Origin of the sequence: Nocardioides sp. PD653-B2 (assembly GCF_002117935.1) — a bacterium.
In the GTDB taxonomy this organism is placed as follows: domain Bacteria; phylum Actinomycetota; class Actinomycetes; order Propionibacteriales; family Nocardioidaceae; genus Nocardioides.
In genome coordinates this window covers 12600-35679 of the sequence record NZ_BDJE01000063.1, presented here as the reverse complement: position 1 = coordinate 35679, position 23080 = coordinate 12600, and the positions used below count along the sequence as shown (strand labels likewise).

Here is a 23080-nt window from a genome sequence, read left to right as displayed (position 1 = left end):
CGCCTTCCTCAACCACCGAAGCGACCTCTCAGCCCAGGTCGACGATCGCGGCGACCGGGCCGCCGCCGTCGGGGCCCTGGTGAGCCGCCGAGACCGACACGAAGACCGCGGGGTCTCCGGTCACCGCGGCGGTCACGCCGCCCACGGCGGCCTTGATCTGGCGGTGCCAGTGCACGTCGGAGTCGTCGAGCATCGCGTTGCGGCGGCCGCGGACCTGACCGTCCTGCGACACCTCGCACTTGAGGAAGACGTTGACGAGCCGGCCGTCCAGGTCGGCGGTGCGGGGACGCTCGGGCAGGTCGAGTCCGGCATCCCGGATCGCGTCCCAGATGCCGTCGGAGTCGAGCGCGTCCTTCATCACCGAGTGGCCGACCCGGTAGCGGCCGCCGACACCCGTCGCGTTGCCGACCACGACGACCTGCGCCTGGTCGAGCTCGACGCCCGACGAGCAGGACGCGACGGCCGAGAAGAGGTCGCGGTTGTGCATCACGTCGGCGTCGGTCGGCATCTCGATCTCGCCGAGGGCGACCGCGATGCCGAGCGCGGTGGTGCCGTTGGAGAGGTCCATCGACTCGTGGGTGTGCTCGGTCCACACGGTCTTGCCGCGCGACTTCGCGTCGCGGATGGTGTGCACGGTGAGCAACGGCGTCTTGGTCTGCACGTAGTGGACGTCCGCGACGTCGGTGATGCCCGCGCGCTCCATCGCCACCTTCACGGCGTCGGCGACCTTGGACACCATCGCCACCCGGCCGATGTCCTCGGGCAGCAGCACCTCGCTCATCGCGAAGCCGACGGTGAGTCGCGGCTCGTCGATCGGCTCGGCGTCGGTGGTGGCGAAGATCGTCGCGTGGGGGCTGATCACGCCGTCGGTGCCGCCGGACCACACGATCGGGATCTGCTTGACCTGGTCGGCGGGGGCGCCCTTCTCGATCAGCACCTCGCGGAACGCGCGGTCGGAGATGATCCGGGTGTAGTCGTTGACGCCACCGTTGCCCTCGGTCTTGCCGATGATGGCGATGACGCGGCCGGCCGCCATCACGCCGTCGTCGATCAGCTTGGCGAGCTCGCTGGCGTCGGCGACGGAGTGGATCGGGACCTTGCGTACTTCGATGGCGTCAGGCATGAGGTTCCTTCTCTGGTTCGGGTCTAGGACGGTACGACGACGGTGCCCGCGTCTCCGGCGATGGCGTCGGTGATGTGGGCGAGATCGGTGATGACGGCACGGCGGCCGCCCTGCTCGACGAACCGGCAGGCCGCGTCGACCTTGGGTCCCATCGAGCCGCTGGCGAAGTGCCCCTCGGCGGCGTAGGCGCGCATCTGCGCGACGGTCACCGTGCCGAGCTCCTCGGCGTCCGGGGCACCGAAGCGCAGCACCGCGTGAGGGACGTCGGTGCCGATGACGAGCACGTCGGCGTCGACGGTGCGGCCGAGCAGTGCCGCCCCGAGGTCCTTGTCGATCACGGCCTCGACGCCGTGCAGGGCGCCGTCGGCCTCCTGCACGACCGGGATCCCGCCACCACCGTTCGCGACGACGACGAACCCCGCCTCGACGAGCGCCCGCACGGCGGGGGCGTCGAGGATCCGCAGGGGTTCGGGAGAGGCCACGACGCGGCGCCAGCCCTTCTCGCCGCGGTCCTCCCAGGTCTCGCCGTGCTCCACGAGCAGCGCCGCCTCGGCGGCCGGCAGGTAGCGGCCGATCGGCTTCGTCGGCGTGGTGAAGCCGTCGTCGTCGGCCGCGACCAGCGTGCGGGTGACCACGGTCGCCGTACGCCGGTCGACGCCGCGGCGCGCGAGGACCGTGTCGAGCGCGTCCATCAGCACGAACCCGAGCGTGGCCTGCGTCTGGGCGCCGCACCAGTCGAGCGGCACGGGCGGCACCACGGCGGCCGCCAGCTCGTTCTTGACCAGCAGGTTGCCGACCTGGGGGCCGTTGCCGTGGGTGATGACCACCTCGACGTCCCGCTCGAGCAGGTCGGCCACGGCCTCCATCGCCACCCCGGCCGCGGCGATCTGGTCCTCGGGTCGGGCCCGGCCGTCGGCGTTCGTCATGGCGTTGCCACCGAGCGCGATCAGGACCCTCATGCGTCGAACCTAGTGATCGGGTGGTGGGCGATCACCGTGGACACCGACGATGAACAGGTCGATTCGCTGGCAACTGTTGCCAGCGTGCCGGCGCGACTCACCGCCCGCCCGCGACCCGCAGGGTGGTCCCGGTGACGTACGACGCCTCGTCGCTCATCAGCCAGGCGATCGCGTCTGCGATCTCGGACGGCTCGCCCACGCGGCCCAGCGGCACCAGCGGGCCGACCCGCTCGACGCGCCCGGGCTCGCCCGCGTCGGAGTGGATCGTGGTCCGGACGATGCCCGGGGCCACGCCGACGACCCGGATGCCTTCGCCCGCGACCTCCTGGGCCAGACCGACGGTCAGCGTGTCCACACCGGCCTTCGCGGCGGCGTACTGGACGTACTCCCCCGGCGCCCCGAGCGTCGCCGCGCCCGAGCTGACGTTGACGATCACCCCGCCCGGTCCGCCGTACGACGTCCCGAGCGCGCGCACCGCGGCCCGGGCCACGAGCAGTGCGGAGGTCAGGTTGAGGTCGACGGTCGCGGCGATCACGAGGGGCGGCGTCTCCGCGAGCGGGCCGATGTGGAGGGTCGCCCCGGCGTTGTTGACGACGCCGGTCAGTCGCCCGTGCTCGGCGGCTGCGGCGAAGAGCTCGTCGACGCCGTCGGGATCGGTGAGGTCCGCGCGTACGGCGACGCAGCGCGCCCCGGCGTCCTCGGCGGCGAGCCGCGTCTCCTCGGCCGCGGCGGCGTTGCGCGCGTAGCCGAGCACCAGGTCGTGGCCGTCGCGGGCGAGCCGGAGTGCGGTGGCCGCGCCGATGCCCCGGGTGCCACCGGTGACCAGCGTCAGCGGGCTCACGGCTCGAGCCCGAGGTCGAAGCCCCGCGAGACCACGCAGCCGACCAGCGCGTCGGCGGCGGAGGGCACCGTGCGCGCCGGCGCGAGGCACTGCCACCGGTGCTGGAGGTCGGTCTCGGACGGGCTCATGAGCCGAGTCTTGCAGGACCCCGTGCCAAGGTGGGGGTACCCGATGAGTCCACTCGAGGAGGATCCGTGCTCCGTGACACCCCGCCGTTCCGTGCCGACCACGTCGGCAGCCTGCTCCGGCCGAAGCACCTGCTGAAGGCACGTGAGGACCACGCCGCCGGCACGGTCTCCGACGAGCAGCTGCGTGAGATCGAGGACGCCGCGATCATCGAGGTCATCGACCTCCAGCGTGCGGCCGGGCTGAGGTCGGCGACCGACGGCGAGTTCCGGCGCGGGTCGTGGCACATGGACTTCATCTACCGGCTCGACGGCATCAGCAAGGCGCACGACAACCTGAAGGTGCACTTCAAGAACGCCGCCGGTGAGCTCGACTTCACGCCCGCGGCGCTCAAGGTCGACGGCAAGCTGGGGCTGTCGGAGACGATCTTCGGCGACGACTTCGCGTTCCTGCGCGACCACGTCTCCGAGGGCGTCACGCCGAAGCTGACGATCCCGTCGCCGAGCATGGTCCACTACCGCGGCGGCGCGGCCGCGATCGATCCGGAGATCTACGCCGACACCGAGGAGTTCTGGGCCGACCTCACCGCCGCCTACCGCGAGCAGGTCCGCCGGGTCCACGAGCTCGGCTGCACCTATCTCCAGCTCGACGACACCTCGCTCGCCTACCTGAACGACCCCGAGCAGCGCAAGGCGATGGCCGAGCGCGGCGAGGATTCCGAGCACCTGCACGAGGCCTACATCCGCCACCTCAACGAGGCGCTCGCCGGCCGACCGGAGGGGCTGACGGTGACCACGCACATGTGCCGCGGCAACTTCCGCGACTCGTGGGTGGCCGAGGGCGGCTACGACTTCGTCGCCGAGGCGCTCTTCAACGAGCTCGACGTCGACGGCTTCTTCATGGAGTACGACGACGAGCGCTCCGGCACGTTCGAGCCGCTGCGGCACGTGCCGCCCGGCAAGCTCGTCGTGCTCGGCCTCGTGACGACGAAGCACGGCGAGCTCGAGTCCAAGGACGTGCTCAAGGCGCGGCTCGACGACGCGGCGCAGTACGTCGACCTCGACCAGGTCTGCATCTCACCGCAGTGCGGCTTCTCCTCGACGTTCGAGGGCAACTCGCTCAGTGTCGACCAGGAGAAGGCCAAGCTGGCGCTGCTCGTCGAGCTGGCCGACGAGGTCTGGGGCTAGGACACGCCGGCGCGCCTCCACGACATCGGCAGGACCGGCCGGCGGCCGTGATCAGCATCGTCGCGAGGTAGGGCGCGAACGGGCTCGGTCGTCGCTACGCTCGGGGCACCAGCCGCTCGGGAACGACCCAGGAGACACATCGATGCAGACCGAGATCTTGTACAGCCCTGCCTACGCCGCCGCGAAGCTGACCATGAGCGCCGGCGAGGTCGTCCGCGCCGAGTCGGGCGCGATGCTCGCGATGTCGCCGGGCGTGGCGATGCAGACGTCGACGCAGGGAGGCATCATGAAGGGCCTCAAGCGGTCCCTGCTCGGCGGCGAGTCGTTCTTCATGAACACCTTCACCGCCCAGGCGGACGGCGCCGAGCTCTACCTCGCACCCACCCTCTCCGGCGACATCGTGCACTGGCCCCTGAACGGCACCCTCTTCGTGCAGTCGGGCTCCTACCTCGCCTCCTCGGGCGGCATCGAGATCGACACCAAGTGGGGTGGCGGCAAGACGTTCTTCTCCAGCGAGGGCCTCTTCATGCTGCGCATCTCGGGCCAGGGCGACCTGGTGCTGTCGAGCTACGGCGCCATCCACTCGATCGACCTGCAGCCCGGCCAGACCTACACCGTCGACACGGGCCACATGGTCGCGTGGACCGACGGCATCCAGTACAACGTCCGCAAGGTCGGCAACTGGAAGTCGACGCTCTTCTCCGGCGAGGGTCTCGTCTGCGACCTGACCGGACCCGGCCGGATCTACCTGCAGACCCGCAGCCAGGACGCGTTCCTCGGCTGGCTGATCCCGCAGCTGCCGACCCAGAGCAGCAGCTAGCGGCCCACCCGCCGCGATCGTCAGGAACCCCCGAGCAACGCCCTCAGCGGCAGCGTGCCGACCGGGAGCCCGTGCCGGTCGTAGTAGGCGAACATGGCGCTCAGCCACGGGTGCGTGCCGGGGTCATCGACCTGCTCCACGGTGACCCCGGCCTCCGCGGCCAGCGCGGCGACGGTGGCCACCCGGGAGGCCAGCTCGTAGGTCGCGCCCGCGTGGCCGTCCTCGAGCAGCACGGTCGCGGCGGCCTCGGCCACGTCGGCCAGGTCGGCGAACCCGAAGGTCGCGTGCACGTCGTACGGCACCCGCACCGGCTCGGTGAGGTCGAGGTTCTGCAGGTAGGCGCCCGGCTGGAGGATCGTCCACGCCAGCCCGGAGCGGCGGACCAGGTCCTCCGACCTCGCCTTGCCGAGGTGGTGCGGCATCTCGGGGGCGTACGGCGACGCCACCGAGTGGTAGCCGAGGCGCCCGACACCGGCAGCCGTCGCAGCCTCGAGCACGGCACCGACGTACGCCGGCTCGTCGGGGTGCAGGTTGGGCGCGATCAGGTAGACCGCGTCGCACCCGGCCAGCGCACCGGCCAGGTCCGGCCAGTCCGCGCGGCCGAGGGCGACGGCCGTGGCGCCGCGAGCCGCCAGGGCGGCCGACACGGCGCGGCCGGTCTTGCCGTGCCCACCGACGACGGCGATCCTCACACCAGGTCCACCTCGGCGTACGGCGCACCCGCGGCGAGAGCGGCGTACCCCGGGCCCCGGTCGAAGAACGCCTCGCTCGCCGCCGGACGCGCGGCACGCTCGGCACGCGTCGCGGCCTCGTCGTACCCGAGGGTGTCGTCGTCGAGCGAGCCGGTGAGCACGACGCCGTACGCCGTCAGCGCGGCCTGCGGCGAGACCTTGCGCCAGACCACGTCCCGGACGACGAGCGCCGGGTCGCGGACGAGCGGGTCGCCCCAGCCGCCGCCGCCCGTGGTGCGGATCCGGATGACCTCGCCGGCCGCGACCGGCTCGGCGTCGGCGAGGGCGTCGACCTCGCGCTCGTTCGGCCCGCCGGCGTCGATGACGACCTCGAACGGCTTGCCCGCGAGCCCGCCCTTCACGCCCCAGCAGGCCAGGATCGACCGGTCGGCGATGGACATGAAGTGGCCGTCCTTGAGCATCCGGATGTGCTTCTCGTAGCCGAGGCCGCCGCGGAACTGGCCGGCTCCCCCACTGTCCATCGCGAGCGACAGCGACTCGACGCGGAAGGGGAAGCGCGCCTCGGTGAACTCGCTCGGCAGGTTCCGCGAGTCGGGCACGACATGGATGGTGTCCTCGCCGTCGGCGTAGTAGCGGCCGCCGGAGCCACCGCCGAGCACCTCGCGCATGAGGTAGGGGCGGTCGTCGAGGTCGTCGCCGTACACGCCGGTGTAGCGGATCGTCTCCTGGTCGGCCGGCATCCGGCCGTCGACCGCCTTGGCGACGACGCCGGCGAGCACGCCGAGCAGCCGCAGGATCACGAACGTGCGGGCGTTGGTCGGCGCCGGGAAGACCGGCGTCAGCAGGGTGCCCGGCGGCGGGAAGCGCATCTCGATCAGCGGCACGATGCCCTCGTTGACGTCGAGCTCGGCCATCCGTTCGGGGCTCTCGGCGAGGTTGCGCAGGATCGGCGCCAGCCACTTCTTGAGGAAGACGCCGTCGCTGTAGTCGCCGCAGTGGTTGATCGGCCCCTTGGCCTGGGGCGACGTGCCGCCGAAGTCGAGGATCAGCCGTTCGCCGTCGGGGTCGTCGGCCGCGGTGCGGGTGAGCGTGATCCGCTGCGTGTGCAGCATCGGCTCGTCGACGCCGTCGTGCTCGGCGTAGTCCTCCCACACCCACTCCCCGACCGGGATCTGGCTGAGGATCTCGCGGCGGTAGGTCTCGGTGGTGCGCGAGATGATCGCGTCGAAGCAGGACTCCACGGTGTCGGTGCCGTAGCGGTCGAAGAGCTCGCCGAGCCGGCGCGCGCCCATCAGGCAGGCCGAGCACTCGGCGTCGAGGTCGGCGGCCAGCGACTCGGGCATCCGGGAGTTGCGGGTCATGATGCTGAGCGCGGCCTTGTTGGGCACGCCCGCGTCCCACAGCCGGATCGGGGGGACCATCAGGCCCTCCTCGAAGACGCTGGTCGCGTTGGACGGCATGGACCCGGGTACGGCGCCGCCGATGTCGTCGTGGTGACCGAAGGCCTGCACGAACGCGACGACCTTGCCGTCGCTGAAGACCGGGACCGTGACGCAGAGGTCGGGCAGGTGCCCGATGCCGCCCTCGGAGCGGTAGACGTCGTTGTGGAAGAAGACGTCGCCCTCCTGCATCTCCTCGATCGGGAAGTCGCGGGCGATCGGGTGCACCAGCGCCGAGTAGGACCGGCCGGTGAGCTTGCGCAGCAACCGGTCGTGGATGCCCGCGCGGAAGTCGTGGGCGTCGCGGATCATCGGGCTGCGGCTGGTGCGACCGATGGCGGTCTCGACCTCCATCTCGACGCTCGCCAGCGAGCCCTGGACGATCTCGACCAGCACCGGGTCGGCGCTCGCGCCCTGGTCGACGGTCAGGTGCCCGAACGGGAACTGGGTGGGGGCACGCCTGCTGTCGCTCATGCGTCGCTCCTGGTCACGATGATGTTGAGGTACTCGTCGATGCGGGCCGTGAAGCCCGGGTGCAGCGGGACCGTCGAGCCGAACTCCTCGATGATCGCCGGGCCGACCACGACCGTGCCGGGCACGAGGTCGGCGCGCCACAGCACCGGCGTCTCGACGTACCCCTCCCCCGCCTCGAAGCAGACCTGCCTGACCGGGTCGTCCGCCTCTCGGCTAGCCCCAGGTGCGTGTGGAGCGGACGACTCGACGCGCTTGATCTCGGGGCGCTGGATCGGGCCGATGCCGGAGACGCGCAGGTTGACCCACTCGACCTGCTGGGTGGGGTCGCCGGCGAAGTCGTAGCCGTAGAGCCCGGTGTGGGCGGCGTGGAAGCGGGCGGCCACCTCGTCGAGGACGGCCTGGTCGACCGGCCCCTCGGGGACGGCGACCCGGACCTCGAAGGCCTGGCCGAAGTAGCGCAGGTCGGCGGTGCGGGCGAACTGGTGCTCGCCGGCCTCGAAGCCCTCCGTGGTCAGCGCCTCGGCGGCCTGGGCCGTGAGCGTCTCGAAGATGCCGGCCACGTCGGCCGGGTCGAGCGCGTCGGCGAGCGCGACGTGGGTCTGCACGTAGTCGTTCTTGACGTCCACGGTCAGCAGGCCGAAGGCGGACACGTTGCCCGGGTTGGGCGGCACGAGTACGGCGGGCAGGCCGAGCACGTCGACGAGCCGGCAGAGCAGCAGCGACCCGGAGCCGCCGAACGTCGTCAGCGTGAAGTCGCGGACATCGAGCCCGCGCTTGACGGTGACCTGGCGCAGCGCGTTGGCCTGGTTCCACGCGGAGATCTCGAGGATGCCGGTGGCGCACGCCTCCGGGCTCAGGCCGAGCTTCGACGCGAGCTGCTCGATGCCGTCCTTCGCGGCCTGCACGTCGAGCGGGATCTCGCCGCCGAGCAGGTGGGGAGGGATCCGGCCGAGGAAGACGTGGGCGTCGGTGATCGTGACCTCGGTGCCGCCCTTGCCGTAGCAGAGCGGTCCCGGGTCGGCGCCCGCCGACTGCGGGCCGACCTTGAGGGTGCCCTCGGGCGAGAGCCACGCGATCGAGCCGCCGCCCGCGCCGACGGTGACCACGTCGATCATCGGGATCTTGGAGGGGAACGCCCCGACCGAGCCCTCGGTGGTCAGCGTGGGCTCACCGTCGATGACGACCGACACGTCGGTCGACGTGCCGCCGCCGTCGGAGGTCAGGACCTTGTCGAAGCCCGCGACCTTCGCGATCAGCGCGGCGCCGAGAGCGCCGGCCGCAGGACCGGAGAGCACGGTGGTGATCGGCTGGTGCACGACCTCGTCGGCCGAGAGCACGCCGCCGTTCGACTTCATCACGTAGAACGGGATGACCCGGTCGTCGAGGGCCTCGAGGCGCGTCTTGATGTTGGTGACGTACGCCGAGAGCCGCGGCTTCACGGCGGCGTCGACCAGGGTGGTCATCGCCCGCTCGTACTCGCGGTACTCGCGCAGCACCTGGCTCGACAGCGAGACGACCGCGTCGGGGTGCTCCTCGAGCAGGACCGCGCGCATCCGCTCCTCGTGCTCGGGGTTGGCGTAGGCGTGCAGGAAGCAGACGCCGAGCGTGGTGATGCCCTGGGCCTTGAACCACCGGGCCGCCGTACGGGCGGACTCTTCGTCGAAGGGCCGCACCTCCGCGCCGGTGAAGTCGAGCCGGCCGCCGACGCCCTTCACGAGGTCGCGCGGGACGATGCGGGGCGGCTTCACCCAGAAGTAGGAGTTGCCGTAGCCGTCGGGCACCGACTGGCGGGCGATCTCGAGCATCGCCTCGTAGCCCTCGGTGGTGATGAAGCCGAGCCGGTCCACCTTGCCCTCGAGCAGCTGGTTGGTGGCGACGGTCGTGCCGTGGCTGACCGCGTCGATGTCGGCGCCGGTCGCGCCGATCAGGCCGAGCACCTTGTCGATGCCGGCCAGGAAGCCGTCGGCCGGGTTGCTCGGGGTCGACGGCGTCTTGGTGGTGACGAGCTCGCCCGAGTCCTCGTCGAAGGCGACGACGTCGGTGAACGTGCCCCCCGTGTCGATGCCGATCCGGATGCGCCGGGTCATGCGTTCTCCTTCTGGAGGCTGGCGGTCAGGTGGAACGTGGTGGTGGTCGTGGAGGTGGCCACCAGCCTGCCCGACGCCACCACGTACGCCGGCGGCTCGTGGTGGCCGACGACCTCGCGCAGGTTGTCGTGGTGGTGGACGACGAGGTCGGCGTTGCCGCCCACCTCGAGCCGGTGGCCGGTCACGCCGAGGACGTCGGCGGCGGTCGTCAAGACGGCGTCGTACACCAGGTCGATGCCGGCCGTGTCGACCGCCTCGAGCGCGTGCGCGGCGAGGAAGGCGACCTCCAGCATGTGGTGGCGGCCGAACGGGTAGTAGGCGTCCTCGATGTCGTCCTGACCGAGCGCGACCGGCAGGCCCATCGCGGTCAGCTCACGGACCGGCAGGTGCAGCGGCCCGGTGTGCGGGTCGCTCACGAAGCCCAGGCCGGCGCGCTTCGCGAGGCCGGCGAGCCGCTCGAGGCTGGGCCGCGGGTAGAGGCCGACCGCGCGGGCGTGGTTGGCGACGCCGCGGCCGACCAGGCCGTGCTCGATCATCGCCGTCGCGAGCATCTCGGTGGTGCGCAGCGACGCGTCGCCGGCGTCGTCGACGAGCATCGCGACCCGGCGCCCGTGGGCCGCCGCGAGCTCGCACATCCGGCGCACGTGCTCGCGCGCCTCGGCGTCGGTGTGCTCGATCCACGGGATGCCGCCGACGACGTCGGCGCCCAGGAAGATCGCGTCCCGGACCAGCTGCTCGGCCCCGGGGTCGCGGAGCAGGCCGTCCTGCGGGAACGCCACCACCTGGAGGTCGACGACCCCGCGGAACTCCTCACGCAGCTCCAGGAGCGGGATCACCCCCTCGAGCTGGGCGTGCGTGTCGACGTCGGCGAAGGCGAGCACGTGGCGCACGCCGTACCGCACCGCCTCCAGGACGGCCTTGCGGGCGTTCGGCCCGATCCACGCGCGGTCGTAGCCCTCCTTGACTGCGGAGGCGAGCTCGATGGAGTGCAGCGCGGAGCCCATGTCGCCGGAGGTGTACGCCGTCAGCGCGGCGTCGCCGATCCGGTCGAGCGTGTAGACCTTGTCGAGGTGCATGTGACCGTTGACGAAGCTCTCGGTGACCAGCGCGCCGGCGGCGTCGATCTCCTCACGGCCGGACAGGGGGCCCTGCTCGACCGCGGTGATCCGCCCGTCGTCGACACCGAGCTGCCAGCGGCCGGCACGGTTCCTCAGCGTCGCGTCGGCGACGACCAGCTCGTGGGTGGGAGGCACGGTTCGATTCAATCGGCCGGGCCCGCGCCGGGCCACGGCACAATCTGCCGACGGCAGGCTATTTCTCCGGCAATGTCTGCCAGCGGGTCCTCGCTACGCGTCGGGGGCGCGGTCCCTTCGGTACGTCCGCTCGTTCCTCGCGGACTACTCAGGACGAGCGTTGTAGATCCCGGACTCCTCCTGGCCGGTGATGGCCTGGATGGCGGTCATGATCTCGTCGGTGAGCTCGCGACGCGCCCGGCCGAGCGGGACCCCCTCGAAGCGGCCGGCGACCTGGATGGGCGTACCGAACGTGACCGTGACCGGGACGACCTTCGGGAAGCGGGCGCCCACCGGCTGGAGCCGCTCGGTGCCGGTGAGGCCGACGGGGACGACGGGGACGCCGGCGGTGAGTGCGAGGTGCGCGACGCCGGTACGGCCCCGGTAGAGCCGGCCGTCGCGGGAGCGGGTGCCCTCGGGGTAGATGCCGAACGCCCCGCCGCGGGCGAGCACGGAGAGCGCCGTGTCGAGGCTGGCGATCGCGGCCTTGGAGTCGTCGCGGTCGACGGGCAGCATCCCCATGCCCTCGAACCACGCCTTCTGCAAGGTGCCCTTCACCCCGCCGCCGCGGAAGTAGTCGGACTTCGCGAGGAAGTGGACCTTGCGCGGGGCGACGATCGGGATCACCAGCGAGTCGGCGAAGCTCCGGTGGTTGCTCGCCAGGATCACCGCACCGGTGCGCGGCACGTTCTGGAGGCCCGTCACGGTCGGGCGCCAGACCGCCTTCGCGAGCGGCGGGACGACCGCGTGCAGGACCGAGTACATGACCACGGTCCCAGTGTCGCGGTTACCGGTGAGTCCGCCGATTCCGGCTCAGGAGACGGGCGGAGCACCCGACTCGTGCGCCACGATGTCGCGCGCGAGCGACTCCCACTTCGCGTAGGCGTCGGGGCAGCAGGAGCGCTGCACCGCCTGCGCCGCCTGCGTGACGCTCATCGACTGCCACCCGCTGATGTCCAGCAGCCCCGGGTTGGGCGTGTGGCTCGCGACGCCGTAGAACGCCTTGCTCGACAAGACCGGGTCCATGATCTGCGCCTCGGTCCCCCAGCCCTGGCTGGTGCGCTGCTGGAAGAGCCCGAGCGAGTCGCGGTCCCCGTAGTCGATGTTGATCAGCGTCGACTCCTGCATCGACGTGGCCAGCGCGATCACCCAGCCGTACTCCGGCACGCCCGCGCCCTTGCCGACACCGATGATCGTGCGGGCGTTCTGCAACTGGTCGTCCGAGAGCGAGTCGTACGTCGTCCCCGGTGTCGACCCGCCACCGCCGGTGCCGAGCAGCTCCTGCCACGTCGCGGGCCCGACGACGCCGTCGGCGCTGAGCCCGTGCGCGGACTGGAAGCTGCGCACGGCGCTGTCGGTCGCGGGTCCGAAGTCGCCGTCGGTCGAGATCGACGAGCCGTGCTTGACCAGCTGCACCTGGAGCGCCTGCACCGCCGGCCCGGTGCTGCCCTGGCGCAGCGTGCTCACCAACGCCCCGAAGGTCGCCGGTCCGGCGACCCCGTCGGCGCCGAGCCCGGCACCGGACTGGAACGACGTCACCGCGGCCTCGGTGCCGGAGCCGTAGTCGCCGTCGGCCGTGGTCGCGTAACCGCGGGAGGTCAGGAGGTACTGGAGACTGGTGACGTTGGCACCCGTCGAGCCCGTCGAGAGCGTCGGGTAGGTCGCGGCGTACGACGGCGCCTGGATGCCGAGCGCGACCACGCAGGCGAGGAGGAGCCCGGTGATCGCGGGCAGGACGAGGCGGCGTTCCCGAGAGGTGGACATGCGCTCCAGCCAAACACCGCTGGCGGAGCGTGTGAACCCGAGGGACGGAGGAACGTTCCGCACCGGCCGGTACTGGGCCACACTGGCACGATGGCTGACCCCGAGATCCAGGAGCACATCAAGTCCCTCATCGACGAGGAGCACCGGCTGCGCGAGTCGCTCGCGAGCGGTGACATCACCCCGGGCGAGGAGCACGAGCGTCTCCGCGACCTCGAGGCGGAGCTCGACCAGTGCTGGGACCTGCTCCGTCAGCGCCGCGCCAAGCGGGAGTACGGCGAGAACCCGGCCGAGGCCTCGGTCCGGCCCGAGGGCACGGTCGAGCACTACCTCCAGTAGACCGGTCGCGTCAGCTCCGGGTCCCCGAGACCCAGCGGGCGTTGACGACCACGTTGGCCTGGTAGCCACCGCGGCTGGAGTCGTACGTGCCGCCGCAGGTGACCAGGTTGAGCTCCCGCGCGCCGCGCCCGCCGTACACCCGCTCGGCGGGGAAGTCGGCGTTCGGGTAGGTCCGCACCGTGTGGACGGCGTACGTCACGGTGGAGTCGTCGTCGAGCCGCACCTGGACGCGGTCGCCGGGCTCGAGCTCGCCGAGGCGGTAGAAGACCGCCGGACCGTCGACCGAGTCGACGTGGCCCAGGATCACCGCCGTGCCGCGGGCGCCGGGTGGCGGCCCGAAGCGGTACCAGCCGGCCAGCAGCGGCTCCTGGGGCACCTCGACCGTGCCGTCGGGCTGCAGACCGAGCCGGATCAGCCGGCTCGTGACGTCGAGGTCGGGGATGGTCAGCCGCACGGGCAGGGGCTGCCGGGCCGGGGTCTCCGGCGTCTGCACCGCCTGCGTCGGCGCAGTCTCGGTCATCACGCCCGACGTCGCGCCGAGCGTCGATCCGGTGCTCACCGCCGGCGTCGAGTGGTCCGCCCACAGCACCAGGCACGCGGCGCCGGCAAGAGCCAGCGCCGCGGCCAGGATCCGCCAGGGGGTGTTCGCCCCCCGGGCCTTCACGAGCCGGACTGGTCAGCGGCCCCAGGACGCCGGGAACCACGGACCGCGGCTGCACCGGCGCCGCCGAGGCACAGGAGGCCGAGCATCAGCCAGCCGGCACCGTCACCGAGACCAGGGAGCCGTCCGGTGCCCGGGTGTCCGGTCGGGATCGGGGTGCCCGGTCCTCGGGGACCGCCGGGACCGCCGGGACCTCCGGGCCCACCGGGCCCACGGGGTCCGCCCGGGCCACCCGAGCTCGGGCCGCCGGTCGATGGTGTCGAGGTCGCGGTCGAGGTCGGGGTGGTGCTCGGGCTCGACGTGGGCGTGACGGACGGCGTCGCGGTCGGCGTCGCGGTCGGCGTCACCGTGGGCGTCTCGGTGGGACCGGCAGCACAGGTGGGCCGGGTGATGGTGTTGGTGTCGAGGGAGACCTGGCCGTTGCGGGCGAGCATCCGGCCCTGGACGGTCGCGCCGGTCTGGAGGCTGATCGAGGTCAGGGCGAGCACCGACCCCACGAAGGCGGACGTGGTGCCGATCGTGGCGGAGCTGCCGACCTGCCAGTAGACGTTGCAGGCCTGGGCGCCGCCGACCAGCGCGACCGTGCTGCTGCCGGCCGTGATCAGCGTCGAGCCGGCCTGGAAGACGAAGACCGCGTCGGGGTCTCCGCCGCCGTCCAGCGTCACGGTGCCGGTGAGGGCCATCGCGCTCGCGGCGTTGTAGACGCCGGGCACGAGGGTCCGGCCGCCGAGGTCCTGGCTGGTCACGTCCACGACCGGGCCGCGTCCGGCCGCGTCGTTGTACGCCGTGACGAGGTCGTTCTTGGCCTGGAGCGCCACGGCGTCCGCGGCGTGGATCGTGCCGGCGTTGACCTGGCCGGGCGGGAACCCGGTGACGGCGGCGCCGGGGCTCACGCCCAGGTCACCGGAGATGACGCTGGGTCCGGTGTTGGTGACGGTGGAACCGGCGAGCACGGCGTACGACGTCGCGGTTCCGAGGCCGACCGGCGGCTGCGCAGCGACCGCGGCGCCGTCGAGCGCGAGCACCAGGATGGCCGCGACCGTCGCAGTGAGGGGAAGGCTGACTATGCGGGGGAGGGACATGCCCGTCTCCGAGTTTCTTGCCGGAGGCGGAACACCCTGGAAGTTCAAATGTCATCTAGTCCGGATATCGACACAATAGCGGAACTACGCCCGCCACCAACCCATTTGCGGGGTGAGGTCCCGGGTGAGAAACAGAGGCCCCGGGTGAGAAATAGGCGAAGGGCCCTCGGAAGTATGAGTTCCAAGGGCCCTTCAGGTGACCGGTACTGGTAACGCTCCCGATCGACATCTCGTCCACTCCGGTCCCAGCGGCCTCGTCACCCAGCCGCCGCGACGCGTCCCCAGCAAGCTGGTTCTTCGTCGTGTGGACCCTCGTCTCCGAGCTGTCCCGCCTTCCGTCTCCGGAGGGCGTGGGAGAAGTTCTATGCCTTCCGGAGACCACCGCGCAAGGGCTTTCGCGAACATTCTTCTGGTTCCACCGAAAGTCGGCAGCTCATCCACAGAAGTGACCGGGTTCATCCACAGAAAACGCCGAGATTCCCACAGTTGAGCGGGATTGAGCGGAGGGGACCCGGATCGGACCCGGATCGGACCCGGGTCAGAGCCGGGCCGGAAGACAGCTCCGGAAATAGGTGAAGGGCCCTTGCGAGTATGAGTCGCAAGGGCCCTTCGGGTGATCGGTACCGGTGACGCTCCCGACCGACAGCTCGTCCTCTCAGGCCCCAACGGCGTCGTCACCCTGCCGCTGCGTTCGCTCCCCAGCAAGCTGGTTCACGTCCGTGTGGACCCTCGTCTCCGAGTTGTCCCGCCTCCCGTTTCCGGAGGGCGTGGGAGAAGTTCTATGCCCAGTCGAATTGGGTGCGCAAGAGGTTTCCCGAACATTCTTCCGGTTCCACCGTAAGTGGCCCGCTCGTCCACAGATTCGACCCATTTCGTCCACAGGTCGGGGGTCGATTCCCACAGATTTCGCGCCGCCCTGTGGACAGACCCCGGCCTCGGGTCAGCCGGTGGTGAGTCGCTCGAACGCCGCCGCGACCTCGAGCAGGAACCGGTCCCGCCCGTGCGCGGCCACGATCTGGATGCCGACCGGCAGCCCGGACGGCGTGGTGCCGGCCGGGACCGAGATCGCCGGGCAGCCGGTGACGGTGATGAGGTAGGCCGCCCGCATCCAGTCGAGGTAGGTGTCCATCGGCCGGCCGTTGATCGCCGTGGGGTACTCCTGGTCGGCCGGGAAGGGCGGCACCTGGGAGACCGGCAGCACGAGCACGTCGTACGACGTGAAGAAGTCGCGCATCCGCTCGGAGAGGGTGGTGCGCTGCGTGTAGGCGCGGGCGACGTCGGCGCCGGAGAGGGTCGCACCGAGCGCGATGTTGTCGGCGAGCGACTTCTTGAACGATGTCGGGTGCTCGGCGAGCAGCGGCCCGAGCTTGGCCTGGAGGTGCCAGGCGCGCAGCGTGCGGAAGGTGTCGTCGGCCTCGGTGAGGTCGGGGTGGGCCCGGGCGACGGCGGCACCGGCGGCGGCGAAGAGCGGTGCCGTGCCCTCGACGACGGCCGCCACGTCGTGGTCGACCTCGAAGGCGCCGCCCAGGTCGACCGAGAGCGCGACCCGGAGCCCGGCGAGCGACCCGGACAGCGGCGGAGCGAAGGCCGTGCCGGGGTCGCCGAGGGCCTGGGGGGCGCGCGGGTCGGGGCCGGCCATCACGGAGAGCAGCAGCGCCAGGTCGCCGACGTTGCGTGCCATCGGCCCACCGACCGACGTGGTCTCCCACTGGTTGTAGAGCGGCCACTCCGGCACCCGGCCGAGCGAAGGGCGCAGGCCGACGACACCGCAGAACGACGCCGGGTTGCGCAGCGAGCCGCCCATGTCGGAGCCGTCCGCGAGCGGCACCATGCCCGACGCCAGCGCGCACGCCGCTCCCCCGCTGGAGCCGCCCGCCGAGCGCGAGGGATCGACGGGGTTGCGGGTCAGCCCGAAGACCGGGTTGAAGGTGTGCGACCCGGCCGCGAACTCCGGCACGTTCGTCTTGCCGATCACCACGACGCCCGCCCGGCGCACCCGCTCGACGATCAGCTCGTCGGCCTCGGGGACGTGGTCGGCGCGCAGCGGTGACCCGTACGTCGTACGCCAGCCGGCGACCGCGTGGGTGTCCTTGAAGGCGAACGGCAACCCGTGCAGCGGGCCCACCTCGGCCCCAGACGCCAGGGCCTCGTCGGCGGCGGCCGCGCCCGCGCGGGCCCGCTCCTCGTCGAGCGACACGATCGCGTTGAGCTCGGGGTTGCGCTCGGCGATCCGGGCGAGGTGCAGGTCCATCAGCTCGCGCGCGGAGATGTCACGGGAGCGGACGGCGGCAGCCTGCTCGCGCGCGGTCGAGTCGACCGAGAGCGTGGTGCTCATCGTCGGCGGCCGAAGACCGATCCCGCGATGACGCCGAGCAGCACCAGCCCGGCGCCGACGACGATCCCCTTGACGAAGTCGTCCTGCGATGAGATCGCCGCGGACTTCGGGGGGGCGCTGAACACCTGGCCGGGGGAAACTGGCGCCGACTCGGCGGTGCTTCCGGGGGAAACTGGCGCCGACTCGGCGGGAGCGGCGATCGCGTTGCCGACGTTGCCGAAGAACTCCCCGGCCATCCGCTTCGAGACGCTGGAGAGCATCCGCTGGCCGACCCCGCCGACCATCCCGCCGACGACGGCGTCGGCCTCGTAGTCGATCCGGGTGCCCTCGGTGCCGAGGTCGTTGAAGGAGACGTCGACGGTCGCGTCGATGGTGCCGGGGGCGCCGGCGCCCTGGAGCCGCATGACGAGGGACTGGTGCTCGGCCAGGTCGGAGAGCGCGCAGGAGCCGGCGTAGGTGCCCTTGATCGCGGCGACCCCGGCGGTGACCGTCATGGAGTAGTGGTGCTCGCCCGTCGTCTCGAGCCGCTCGCAACCCGGGATCGTCGCGACCAGCACCCGCGGGTCGAGGATCGCGTCCCAGACCTGGTCGACCGGGAACGGCACGATGTTGGATCCGGCGATCTTCATGCGGAGTGCTCCTGGCCCTGTGATTGACGGAGTGAGTAGAGCTCGGACGGCGAGATCGGCATGGCGGTGATGTCGATCCCTTCGGCGTCCTCGATGGCGGCCGCGAACACCGCGGCCGAGGGGATGACGCCGGCCTCGCCCGCGCCCTTGATGCCGAGCGGGTTCAGCGGCGACGGGGTCTCGAGGTGGTCGATGTCGATGCCGTCGGGGATCTCGGTGACGTAGGGCATCAGGAAGTCCATGAACGACGCGTTGAGCAGCTGCCCGGACTCGTCGTAGGCCATCCGCTCGTAGAGCGCTCCCCCGACGCCCTGCGCGACCCCGCCGTGGATCTGGCCCTCGACGATCATCGGGTTGATCAGGTGGCCGCAGTCGTGGACGACGGCGTACTTCAAGATCCGGATCTCGGCCGTCTCGGGGTCGGTCTCGACGATCACGGCGTGCATGCCGGAGGCGAACGTCGCGCGCTCGGGCGAGTAGAAGTCGCGGCCCTCGAGACCGGGCTCCTCGTCCTCGGGCACCGGCGGCTTGCCGGGGTCGCCGACGGAGAACTGCGTGGCCGCCTTGGAGGCCTCGTCGAAGGCGTAGCGCAGCGGGTTCGAGAGCACCGAGACCGTGCCGAGGTCGATCGACGTGCCGGGCGAGCCCTTGACCGACACGACGCCGTCGACGATCTGCAGGTCGGACGGGTCGGCCTCGAGCGCGTCGGCCGCGATCGTGAGCGCCTTCTCCTTGGCCCGCTTGGCGGCCAGGTGGATCGCCGAGCCGCTCATCACCGCCGCCCGGGACGCGAACGTGCCCACGGCGTACGGCATCCGCCGGGTGTCGCCGGTGACGACCTCGACGTCCTCGAACGAGCACCCGAGCTCGTCGGCGACCAGCTGCGCGAAGACCGTCGCATGGCCCTGGCCCTGGGTGGTCAGGCCGGTGGCGACCTTGACCTTGCCGGAGGTCTCGATGTGCACGTGCGCGCCCTCGTAGGGGCCCACGCCGGTGCCCTCCACGTAGCAGGCCAGGCCGATGCCGACCCGCCGCCCCTGAGCCGCCATCTCGGCCTGGAACGCCGGGAACTCGTCCCACCCGACCAGCTCCTTGATCTTCACCAGCGACGCCGGGTAGTCGCCCGAGTCGTACTCGAGCTCGCGGCCGTCCTGGAAGATCAGCCCCTGGTCGTAGGGGAACTCGTCGGGCTGGATGAAGTTCACGGCGCGGACGTCGGCGCGGTCCTTGCCGAGGTACTTGGCGATCGCGTCCATGGTCCGCTCCATCGCGTAGCAGCCCTGGGGGCGACCAGCGCCGCGGTAGGGCGTCACCATCACGGTGTTGGTGTAGAGCGACTCGAAGACGACGCGGTAGTTCTGCGGCTTGTAGGGCCCGAGCAGCTGGGTGGAGGTGATGATCGGGACGATCAGGCCGTACGGCGTGTACGCACCGTGGTCGTGCCAGAACTCCACGTCGAGGCCGAGCAGACGACCGTCGTCGTCGAAGCCGACCTCGATGTGCTGCACCTGGCCGCGCTCGTGCGCGGAGGAGATGAAGTGCTCGCGACGGTCCTCGGTGAACTTCACGGTCTTGCCGAGCGCGCGGGCCGCCATCGGCACCAACAGCTCCTCGGGCCAGGGGTGGTTGATCTTCACGCCGAAGCCGCCGCCGACGTCGGGCGTGATCACGTCGACCTGGCCGAGGTCGAGGCCGAGCTTGACCGCGACCGCGGCGCGGACGCCGGTCGAGCTCTGGGTCGAGGTCCACATCTGCAGCCGGTTGAGGTCCGGCTCCCAGCGGGCGACGGTGCCGCGGCCCTCCATCGGCATGCAGGCGCTGCGCTCGATGGTGAGGTCGAGCACGAGGGTGTGCGGGGCCGCGGCGATGGCCGCGGGGGCGTCGCCGACGTTCTGCTCCAGCCGGGCGCCGACGTTGCCGGGCACGTCCTCGTGCACCAGCGACGTAGCGGCGCGCGCGGCGTCCACGCCGACGACCGGCGGCAGGAGCTCGTAGTCGACGCGGATCAGGCCGACGGCGTCCTCGGCGATGTAGCGGTCGTCGGCCACCACGAAGGCGATCGCCTCCCCGACGTAGTTGACCTCGTCCTTGGCCAGCGCGTACTGCGTGCGGCCGTGGGTGAGCGCGGGGTGCGGGATGAGCAGCGGCAGCGGCTCCGCCATCGGGCCGGTGAGGTCCTCGTGGGTCCAGACGGCGTGCACGCCCTCGATGTCGAGCACCGCGTCGACGTCGATGGCCAGGATGCGGGCGTGGGCGTGCGGCGAGCGGAGCACGGCGGCGTGCAGCATGGTGGCGTCGTTCTCGACGTTGACGTCGTCGACGTAGCGCCCCAGCCCGCGCAGGAAGCGCTGGTCCTCGACCCGCTGGACCTTCTGGCCCATCAGCTTGGTGGTCATCCGCCGGCACCGATCTCCGCGGCGCGCTCGACGGCCTTGACGATGTTCTGGTAGCCGGTGCACCGGCAGAGGTTGCCGGCGATCATGTCGCGGGCCTCCTCATGGGTGGGCGTGGGGTTCTCGCGCAGCCCGGCCGTGATCGTCGTCAGGAAGCCGGGCGTGCAGAAGCCGCACTGCAGGCCGTGGCACTCGACGAACGCCTGCTGGACCGCGCCGAGCGAGCCGTCGGGGTTGGCCAGTCCCTCGACCGTGGTGATCTCGTGGTCCACCGCCGAGACCGCGAACATCAGGCACGACCGCGTCGGGCTGCCGTCGACGAGGATCGTGCAGGCACCGCAGACGCCGTGCTCACAGCCGACGTGGGTGCCGGTGAGGCCGAGGTCGTGGCGCAGCGCGTCGGACAGCAGCCGGCGCGCGGGCACCCGGATCTCGTACGCCGAGCCGTTCACCGTGAGGCGTACGTCGTGGAGCTCCTCGGTCATGCCCTGCCCTCCGCATGGTCGTAGGCCGATCGAACCACCCGGGTGGTGAGCACCCGGACCAGCTGAGCCCGGTAGGCGGCGGTGGCGTGGATGTCCTCGGCTGGCTCGAGGCGCTCGAGCGCCGCCTCGCCCATCTCGTCGATCGGCACGCCGCTCAGGTCGACGACCGTCGGGACGTCGCTGACGGAGAGGTAGCCGACCGAGACCTCGTCGCCGTCGACCAGGGCCGCGGCGCCGACCAGGGCGTAGTCGCCGTGCCGGCGGGCGATCTCCTCGAAGGCGACCCCGGCGCCGTCGGCCAGCGCCGGGAAGAACGCCGAGACCGCGATCTCGTCGTGGTGGACGGACGACTCGAGCGGGCCGACGAAGAGCTCGTCGGCCGGGATCGTGCGTCGCCCCGCCGGACCCTCGACGTCGACGGAGCCGCCGAGCAGCGAGAGGACGACCGGCATCTCCGCGGCCGCGTCGGCGTGCACGAGCGAGCCGACCGTGGTGCCGCGGTTGCGGATCGTGGCGTGCGCGACGTTGGCCAGGGCCAGCGACACGAGCGGCTGGACCCGTCGTACGTCGGGAGAGGCGAGGACGGCGGCGTGCCGGGCGAGTGCACCCACCCGGACGCCGCCCTCCTCGACGCTGATCGTGTCCAGGCCCGGGAGCCCGTTGATGTCGACGAGCATCGCGGGAGCCGCGAGCCGCATCGACAGCAACGGGACCAGGCTCTGGCCACCGGCCAGCACCTTCGCGTTCGGCTCGCCGGCCAGGGCTGCGACCGCCTCGGCGAGTGTCCCTGGCCGGCGATAGTCGAACGGTGCTGGCTTCACGATTTCCTTGCTGTCGGGACGGTCAGTGCTTGTGGTCGTGCGGCGCCGCGTGGTCCTCGGTGTGAGCGCCGGTGTGGCCGACGGCGATCACTGCGCCCTCGTCGTCCACGCCCTTCGGCCCGATGATCCGCGCGAGGTGGTAGCCGAGCACGACCACGAGGGTGCCGAGCGCGATGCCGGTGAGGTGGAAGTCATCGGTGAACTTCAGGTCGGCGTTGCCGATCGCCAAGATGATGCCCGCGCCGATCGGCACGAGGTTCACCGGGTTGGCGAAGTTCACGTTGTTCTCCTTCCAGATCTTGGCACCGAGCAGGCCGATCATCCCGTAGAGCACCAGCGTGATGCCGCCGAGCACGGCGGGCGGCGTCGCGTTGACGATCGCGCCGAACTTGGGCACCAGACCGAGCAGGACCGCGACGATCGCGGCCACGAAGTAGGCGGCAGTCGAGTAGACCCTCGTCGCGGCCATGACACCGATGTTCTCGGCGTACGTCGTGGTCGGCGAGCCACCCACCGCGCTGGCGATGACCGTGCCGACACCGTCGGCGGCGACCGCGCGACCCATGTAGGGGTCGAGGTCGGTCTTCGTCATCTCGGAGACGGCCTTGACGTGGCCGACGTTCTCGGCGACCAGCGCGATCACGGCAGGCAGCACCAGCAGCGCGAAGGTGACCGAGAAGGCCGGGCCGTGCCACCCGACGGCGCCGAGGTTGCCCGCGATCGTCTGGTTGCCGACGAGGCCGTCAGCGGTGTGCTTCGGGAAGCCGAACCAGTCGGCGCCCTTGATCTGGTCCCAGTCGACCCGGTGGTGCGGGCCGGGTTCCGGGTTGCCCGGCAGCGGGAGCGACGTCTTGCCGAAGATCAGGTCGAAGATCCACGACAGGACATATCCGAAGATGAGGCCGAGGAAGATCGCGATCCGGCCGAAGAACCCACGCAGGCCGACGGCCATCACGATGACCGCGGTCATCGTGATGATCGCCATCCACGGGTCGGACGGCATGTAGGTGCCGGTCGCGACCGGCGCCAGGTTGAAGCCGATCAGCATCACGACCGCGCCGGTGACGACCGGCGGCAGGACGGCGTTGACCGCGCCGGCGCCGAGGACGTGGATGATGACGCCGACGATCGCGAGCACGACGCCGGCCACCAGGATCGCGCCGGTCACGTCGGCCGGCCCGCCCGGGCCGCTGTCACCGGTGTAGGTGTAGATCGCCGTGGCACCACCGACGAAGGACGCCGACGTACCGAGGTAGCTCGGGACCTTGCCCTTCACGATCAGCAGGAAGCAGATCGTCGCGATACCGCTCATCATGATGGCGAGGTTGGCGTTGAGACCCATGACGATCGGGAAGACGAACGTCGCCCCGAACATCGCCACCACGTGCTGGGCACCGAGGCCCACCGTCTTCCCCCATGCGAGCCGCTGGTTCGGCGCTACGGCCTCACCGGGTTTGGGATCGACTACTTCCCACTTGAACATCGACATGACAGGACCCTTTCGCTGTGTGACAGGCCCGAGTTCCGTCAAAAC

Annotated in this window: 21 protein-coding genes; 3 read left to right on the top strand and 18 right to left on the bottom strand. The window is 71.4% G+C overall.

Going from position 1 to position 23080, the window contains the following annotated elements; translation table 11 throughout:
- Window positions 1–28 precede the first annotated feature (28 nt).
- The 4 genes from PD653B2_RS22810 to PD653B2_RS25785 all read right to left on the bottom strand — a co-directional run bounded on the left by PD653B2_RS22810 (window position 29) and on the right by PD653B2_RS25785 (window position 3051).
- On the bottom strand, window positions 29–1123 hold the full coding sequence (locus PD653B2_RS22810; protein ID WP_085874719.1) for a ring-opening amidohydrolase: 1095 nt from the start codon (window positions 1121–1123) through the stop codon (window positions 29–31).
- Between the two features lie 23 nt (window positions 1124–1146).
- The gene (locus tag PD653B2_RS22805; protein ID WP_085874718.1) at window positions 1147–2082 is read right to left on the bottom strand and encodes a carbamate kinase; all 936 of its coding nucleotides are present in this window, start codon (window positions 2080–2082) and stop codon (window positions 1147–1149) included.
- A gap of 97 nt (window positions 2083–2179) precedes the next feature.
- Window positions 2180–2923: an SDR family oxidoreductase gene (locus PD653B2_RS22800; RefSeq protein WP_085874717.1), complete on the bottom strand. Its 744-nt coding sequence runs from the start codon at window positions 2921–2923 to the stop codon at window positions 2180–2182.
- A complete protein-coding gene (locus tag PD653B2_RS25785; RefSeq protein WP_242665412.1) occupies window positions 2920–3051 on the bottom strand; it encodes a cupin domain-containing protein in 132 nt (43 codons plus the stop codon). The genes PD653B2_RS22800 and PD653B2_RS25785 overlap by 4 nt, the downstream gene beginning before the upstream one ends.
- Window positions 3052–3117: 66 nt before the next feature.
- Between PD653B2_RS25785 and PD653B2_RS22795 the strand changes: the two genes are divergently transcribed.
- Window positions 3118–4236 (top strand): 5-methyltetrahydropteroyltriglutamate--homocysteine S-methyltransferase, encoded by a 1119-nt coding sequence (locus PD653B2_RS22795; RefSeq protein WP_085874716.1) that lies wholly within the window; start codon window positions 3118–3120, stop codon window positions 4234–4236.
- A 142-nt stretch (window positions 4237–4378) separates the two neighbouring features.
- Window positions 4379–5056, top strand: coding sequence for a TIGR00266 family protein (locus tag PD653B2_RS22790; protein WP_085874715.1), 678 nt, complete (start codon window positions 4379–4381; stop codon window positions 5054–5056).
- Window positions 5057–5076: 20 nt separating this feature from the next.
- On the opposite strand, the gene PD653B2_RS22785 is transcribed toward PD653B2_RS22790, so the two are convergent.
- The 6 genes from PD653B2_RS22785 to PD653B2_RS22760 all read right to left on the bottom strand — a co-directional run bounded on the left by PD653B2_RS22785 (window position 5077) and on the right by PD653B2_RS22760 (window position 12804).
- Complete coding sequence (locus PD653B2_RS22785; protein WP_085874714.1) at window positions 5077–5748, bottom strand: SDR family oxidoreductase; 672 nt, start codon at window positions 5746–5748, stop codon at window positions 5077–5079.
- The gene (locus PD653B2_RS22780) at window positions 5745–7661 is read right to left on the bottom strand and encodes a hydantoinase B/oxoprolinase family protein (protein ID WP_085874713.1); all 1917 of its coding nucleotides are present in this window, start codon (window positions 7659–7661) and stop codon (window positions 5745–5747) included. The genes PD653B2_RS22785 and PD653B2_RS22780 overlap by 4 nt, the downstream gene beginning before the upstream one ends.
- Complete coding sequence (locus PD653B2_RS22775) at window positions 7658–9748, bottom strand: hydantoinase/oxoprolinase family protein (protein WP_085874712.1); 2091 nt, start codon at window positions 9746–9748, stop codon at window positions 7658–7660. The genes PD653B2_RS22780 and PD653B2_RS22775 overlap by 4 nt, the downstream gene beginning before the upstream one ends.
- A complete protein-coding gene (locus PD653B2_RS22770; RefSeq protein WP_085874711.1) occupies window positions 9745–11001 on the bottom strand; it encodes an amidohydrolase family protein in 1257 nt (418 codons plus the stop codon). The genes PD653B2_RS22775 and PD653B2_RS22770 overlap by 4 nt, the downstream gene beginning before the upstream one ends.
- Window positions 11002–11145: 144 nt before the next feature.
- Window positions 11146–11805, bottom strand: a complete 660-nt coding sequence (locus tag PD653B2_RS22765; RefSeq protein WP_085874710.1) for a lysophospholipid acyltransferase family protein — start codon at window positions 11803–11805, stop codon at window positions 11146–11148.
- Window positions 11806–11853: 48 nt separating this feature from the next.
- Window positions 11854–12804, bottom strand: a complete 951-nt coding sequence (locus PD653B2_RS22760) for a peptidoglycan-binding domain-containing protein (protein WP_085874709.1) — start codon at window positions 12802–12804, stop codon at window positions 11854–11856.
- Between the two features lie 90 nt (window positions 12805–12894).
- Here PD653B2_RS22760 and PD653B2_RS22755 point away from each other — a divergent pair, with 90 nt between their 5' ends.
- Window positions 12895–13140, top strand: coding sequence for a DUF2630 family protein (locus tag PD653B2_RS22755; protein ID WP_085874708.1), 246 nt, complete (start codon window positions 12895–12897; stop codon window positions 13138–13140).
- Window positions 13141–13150: 10 nt separating this feature from the next.
- Here the strand turns inward: PD653B2_RS22755 and PD653B2_RS22750 are convergent, their stop codons facing one another.
- The 8 genes from PD653B2_RS22750 to PD653B2_RS22715 all read right to left on the bottom strand — a co-directional run bounded on the left by PD653B2_RS22750 (window position 13151) and on the right by PD653B2_RS22715 (window position 23035).
- The gene (locus tag PD653B2_RS22750) at window positions 13151–13804 is read right to left on the bottom strand and encodes a class F sortase (protein WP_085874707.1); all 654 of its coding nucleotides are present in this window, start codon (window positions 13802–13804) and stop codon (window positions 13151–13153) included.
- Window positions 13801–14883: an ice-binding family protein gene (locus PD653B2_RS22745; protein WP_085874706.1), complete on the bottom strand. Its 1083-nt coding sequence runs from the start codon at window positions 14881–14883 to the stop codon at window positions 13801–13803. Before PD653B2_RS22745 ends, PD653B2_RS22750 begins: the two co-directional genes overlap by 4 nt.
- A 940-nt stretch (window positions 14884–15823) precedes the next feature.
- Window positions 15824–17218 (bottom strand): amidase, encoded by a 1395-nt coding sequence (locus PD653B2_RS22740; protein WP_085874705.1) that lies wholly within the window; start codon window positions 17216–17218, stop codon window positions 15824–15826.
- Window positions 17215–17847: an SRPBCC family protein gene (locus PD653B2_RS22735; protein ID WP_085874704.1), complete on the bottom strand. Its 633-nt coding sequence runs from the start codon at window positions 17845–17847 to the stop codon at window positions 17215–17217. Before PD653B2_RS22735 ends, PD653B2_RS22740 begins: the two co-directional genes overlap by 4 nt.
- Entirely contained in the window at window positions 17844–20243 is a 2400-nt protein-coding gene (cutA, locus tag PD653B2_RS22730; RefSeq protein WP_085874703.1) for an aerobic carbon-monoxide dehydrogenase large subunit, read from the bottom strand. Before cutA ends, PD653B2_RS22735 begins: the two co-directional genes overlap by 4 nt.
- On the bottom strand, window positions 20240–20725 hold the full coding sequence (locus tag PD653B2_RS22725) for a (2Fe-2S)-binding protein (RefSeq protein WP_085874702.1): 486 nt from the start codon (window positions 20723–20725) through the stop codon (window positions 20240–20242). The genes cutA and PD653B2_RS22725 overlap by 4 nt, the downstream gene beginning before the upstream one ends.
- Window positions 20722–21546 (bottom strand): FAD binding domain-containing protein, encoded by an 825-nt coding sequence (locus PD653B2_RS22720; protein ID WP_085874701.1) that lies wholly within the window; start codon window positions 21544–21546, stop codon window positions 20722–20724. Before PD653B2_RS22720 ends, PD653B2_RS22725 begins: the two co-directional genes overlap by 4 nt.
- A gap of 22 nt (window positions 21547–21568) precedes the next feature.
- Window positions 21569–23035, bottom strand: coding sequence for a uracil-xanthine permease family protein (locus PD653B2_RS22715; RefSeq protein WP_089504053.1), 1467 nt, complete (start codon window positions 23033–23035; stop codon window positions 21569–21571).
- Window positions 23036–23080: the final 45 nt, after the last annotated feature.

Excerpts from the sequence above, each read along its gene's own strand:
- PD653B2_RS22805 (WP_085874718.1), bottom strand. The coding sequence starts at position 2,082 with ATGAGGGTCCTGATCGCGCTCGGTGGCAACGCCATGACGAACGCCGAC.
- PD653B2_RS22760 (WP_085874709.1), bottom strand. The coding sequence starts at position 12,804 with ATGTCCACCTCTCGGGAACGCCGCCTCGTCCTGCCCGCGATCACCGGG.
- PD653B2_RS22745 (WP_085874706.1), bottom strand. The coding sequence starts at position 14,883 with ATGTCCCTCCCCCGCATAGTCAGCCTTCCCCTCACTGCGACGGTCGCG.
- PD653B2_RS22740 (WP_085874705.1), bottom strand. The coding sequence starts at position 17,218 with ATGAGCACCACGCTCTCGGTCGACTCGACCGCGCGCGAGCAGGCTGCC.
- PD653B2_RS22765 (WP_085874710.1), bottom strand. The coding sequence starts at position 11,805 with ATGTACTCGGTCCTGCACGCGGTCGTCCCGCCGCTCGCGAAGGCGGTC.
- PD653B2_RS22725 (WP_085874702.1), bottom strand. The coding sequence starts at position 20,725 with ATGACCGAGGAGCTCCACGACGTACGCCTCACGGTGAACGGCTCGGCG.
- cutA (WP_085874703.1), bottom strand. The coding sequence starts at position 20,243 with ATGACCACCAAGCTGATGGGCCAGAAGGTCCAGCGGGTCGAGGACCAG.
- PD653B2_RS25785 (WP_242665412.1), bottom strand. The coding sequence starts at position 3,051 with ATGAGCCCGTCCGAGACCGACCTCCAGCACCGGTGGCAGTGCCTCGCG.
- PD653B2_RS22810 (WP_085874719.1), bottom strand. The coding sequence starts at position 1,123 with ATGCCTGACGCCATCGAAGTACGCAAGGTCCCGATCCACTCCGTCGCC.
- PD653B2_RS22775 (WP_085874712.1), bottom strand. The coding sequence starts at position 9,748 with ATGACCCGGCGCATCCGGATCGGCATCGACACGGGGGGCACGTTCACC.
- PD653B2_RS22715 (WP_089504053.1), bottom strand. The coding sequence starts at position 23,035 with ATGTCGATGTTCAAGTGGGAAGTAGTCGATCCCAAACCCGGTGAGGCC.
- PD653B2_RS22735 (WP_085874704.1), bottom strand. The coding sequence starts at position 17,847 with ATGAAGATCGCCGGATCCAACATCGTGCCGTTCCCGGTCGACCAGGTC.
- PD653B2_RS22790 (WP_085874715.1), top strand. The coding sequence starts at position 4,379 with ATGCAGACCGAGATCTTGTACAGCCCTGCCTACGCCGCCGCGAAGCTG.
- PD653B2_RS22780 (WP_085874713.1), bottom strand. The coding sequence starts at position 7,661 with ATGAGCGACAGCAGGCGTGCCCCCACCCAGTTCCCGTTCGGGCACCTG.
- PD653B2_RS22755 (WP_085874708.1), top strand. The coding sequence starts at position 12,895 with ATGGCTGACCCCGAGATCCAGGAGCACATCAAGTCCCTCATCGACGAG.